Annotated in this window: 2 protein-coding genes; one reads left to right on the top strand and one right to left on the bottom strand. The window is 37.0% G+C overall.

Annotated elements, in window-relative coordinates; all coding sequences use genetic code 11:
• Positions 1-229: 229 nt before the first annotated feature.
• Entirely contained in the window at positions 230-604 is a 375-nt protein-coding gene (locus FTV31_RS16035; protein ID WP_228724004.1) for a hypothetical protein, read from the bottom strand.
• A 258-nt stretch (positions 605-862) separates the two neighbouring features.
• Between FTV31_RS16035 and mobQ the strand changes: the two genes are divergently transcribed.
• Positions 863-2617 carry a MobQ family relaxase gene (mobQ, locus tag FTV31_RS16030; RefSeq protein WP_373686997.1) on the top strand — a complete coding sequence of 585 codons (1755 nt, stop codon included), beginning with the start codon at positions 863-865 and terminating at the stop codon, positions 2615-2617.
• Positions 2618-3266: the final 649 nt, after the last annotated feature.

Raw genomic sequence — 3266 nt, 5'->3', positions numbered from 1 at the left:
AATTAGCAAGTTTAAAGGGCCTAATGCTAAGCTTTGTTCAGCGCTATAACTTTTGAAATTTTCTAAACTTATACTTTTCAGCATTCAAATAGACCAATTTTAATAAAAACAATAAGAATGATAAGAATATCAAAATTACGGTGATCTTAGGTGAAAATTAGTAATCCGATAATTTTTATCAAAATTATCAACTGATTTAACATAAAACTTCTTATATGAAATTTAGAACTTATCCCTTAAAAAAATCATTAAAAAGCTCTTTATCTTTCTGTCTATTTTCTTCTGTCTTACTTTCCGCACTTAAAAACTGCTCAAAATCAGCCCATTGATGTTTAAAAGATTCATCATTCTTAAATTTATTCAAAACCCAAGCGCCAAGCAAAATTTTCCGTCTAGTTTCATTTTTCCGTTCTTGAGCTTTGGCTTCACTTAAAAGTTTTTGCTGCTTAAGTTTAAGCTCATTCTGTTTCTGTTTTGCCTGTTCTAAGATCTGCTCTTGTTCTTTTTTCAAATACTCAATTTGCTCTTGTAGAGATAACTTCTTCTGCTGTGCTTTAGTGAGCTTCTTTAAAACTGCATCTTTCTTTTCTTGAATATCTGACATAGTATTAAACCGTGATGATCAATAATCAAACATCATCATAGAGTCAAAAAACAAAGCGAGCAATATCAAACGTAGCGAAGCGAAGTTTTCCCGGAGTGAAACGAAGGGCGCACTTACCCACTTTTATCATTTCATTCAAAAGTGGACGTTGCGACAGGGGAAACCCCTGTACCCCATGACCTCGCTTTAGCATGGTCAGCAACTTTTTCAAAGTTGCAAAAATCAAAACCACGGTATGCAGAAATTTAGGTTTTTAAAGTGGCAATTTTTCATTTGAATGAAAGCAACATCTCACGAAGTGACGGACGTTCAGCCGTTGCTTGTGCTGCTTATCGTGCCTGTGAAAAATTAGAGGATCTGACTTTTGGAAAGACTCAGGACTACACTAAAAAAAAGGGACTTGCATACAAAAATATTTATGCACCAGAACATACCAATACAAAACTTTTAGACCGTCAAACACTTTGGAATACAGTAGAAAAAAAAGAATTCAATGCCAATGGCTCAATGAAAGCCAATGCACGACTCGCCAAAGAATATATCTGTGCTTTACCACATGAATTAACAGATGCAGAACGCATAAAAATCGTTGATGACTTTTGCCGAGACTTTGTGAACAAGCACAATGTTATTGTCGATGCCTGCATCCATGCACCACATGAACATAACGATGAAACCAATAATAAAAACTATCACGTACACATGATGTTCACTACCAGACTCATCAATGAAAAAGGCGAATTAGGAAAGAAACAAAGAATCTTCAACGACCATGGTCCCGAGATCCTGAAGGACAGCCGAGCAACTTTTGCCAATGTTGTAAACACAGTATTGGAAAATGCCGGACTAGACGAACGCATCGACCACCGGAGTTACAAGGATCAGGGCTTAGACTTTCTTGAACCCACTCATCATGAAGGGCATGAAGCTACAGCACTTCGCAGACAATATGACGAGGAACAAAAAAGACCGCTTGAAGAACGTAACACTGAAATTGTGCTGCCAAGAATTGCACTTGAAAATGATGCAATCAAAGCCAAAAATTTAGATGCTGCACGAGAATACCAACAGATCATCAAGGGCCTTGATCAAGAAATTATTGTTCCAAGTCGATTAGAAGATCAGATTACCCAGCTGGAAAACGAACTTCAGTTAACCGAAGCAGAAGAAAAAGAGCTTTTAGCAGAATTAGTAAATCTCAACCTAGAAGAAGAACGCCTGCAAGAACAACAGGTTCAACAGATCGACAACGCATATGATGACTTCATCCGGTGCCAGGATATTTATGCAGAATTTGCCAATCAGTTTTACACCATTCAAAGCAATGCTGCTGATAATCAAAAGCAGATTGAATCAAATCTCACCAAGACAAAACGATGGTTAGCAGAAAACAAAAGCGATTTTTACCTACATACCAATAATTTGTTTTATGACTCTTATCATCATACTTACAGAGATATAAAAAAACCTGATTTTTATGCGACTGAAAAATCAGTAGAACAGGCAAAAAATGAGAACTGGAGAGAATACGCAACCGAGGTCGAACAACTTGCTAAAGAATACGATATTGAGAATGTTGTCCAACGCTTAGGTCAATGCTCAGAGATACTGGAAAATAATGGGATTGAACGACCAACGATAAAACCCACGTTTTGGCAGAAGCTAAAACGAGAGTACGTTCATTCATTCGATACCCTACATGATTTTAATGATGATATGAGTCCCCTCCTTAAAGCAAAACGGGCAGATGATCTCAAAATTGAACAAGAAAGAATGCAGCAAGTACGCCAAGCGGAAGTAGATCGCCAACGAAGAATTGAAAATGATCGCAGAGAAAGTGAATTTAGAGAGCAATTACGTAAAGAACGAGAGCAAAAAGAACAACGCTATGAACAAGAAAGACACGAACGAGAACATTTGGCATTTTTAAAACGCCAAGAATTGGAAAAACAGCAGAAAAATGAGCCTAAAAAACCAGAAAATGAAAATAACAACGATTACCGACCTTGGTGAATGCTGTTTAAACGCAAAAAAATAGGGTTTTTAGCGATGTTTTGCTAAACCACAGTAGATTTATAGTTGAGTTAAGAAAAAACTCTTAAATCGCAAATGAGAGCATTTAGCGAGTGTCTACGAGCGAACTACAGGGATCTAAATTTTTTCACCTGTTTTTCCCTGATTACAGGCTCCCCTGTGTATCAAGAACTCAGAATCAGAGCATCCCGAATGGGTGCGAACTGATTACGATGGCTTTATGTCGAGCGAAGCGAGTAAAAAGCTCATGAGCGAAGCGAATTCCGAGCTGCTTTTGCTTTTTCTTAAAGTCACAACCCAATGAGCCAAAAAATTGCCCCAACGAATCGAGCGAAAGCGAGATTCAATAGAGTTTGAGCGTAGCGAAAACCAAGGGCAATTTTTCATTCCCTGGGCTTTTAATTATTTTAAAGTTTTTAAATGCTTTTAGACATGCTGAAAGCCTTTGCTTACAATGCTTTCAAGGGTTATATGACTACGTTTACCTACCAATATGACTACGTTTACCTACCAATATGACTACGTTTACCTACCAATATGACTACGTTTACCTACCATAAGTCTACTTATTTTTTTTTGTAGATTTAACTACGTTTACCTTGCATTTAACTACATAATATTTTATATA

This window comes from Acinetobacter sp. YH16031 (assembly GCF_013417335.1).
In the GTDB taxonomy this organism is placed as follows: Bacteria; Pseudomonadota; Gammaproteobacteria; order Pseudomonadales; family Moraxellaceae; genus Acinetobacter.
The sequence above is the reverse complement of the archived record's forward strand: the minus strand, read 5'-3'. Positions and strand labels throughout refer to the sequence as shown.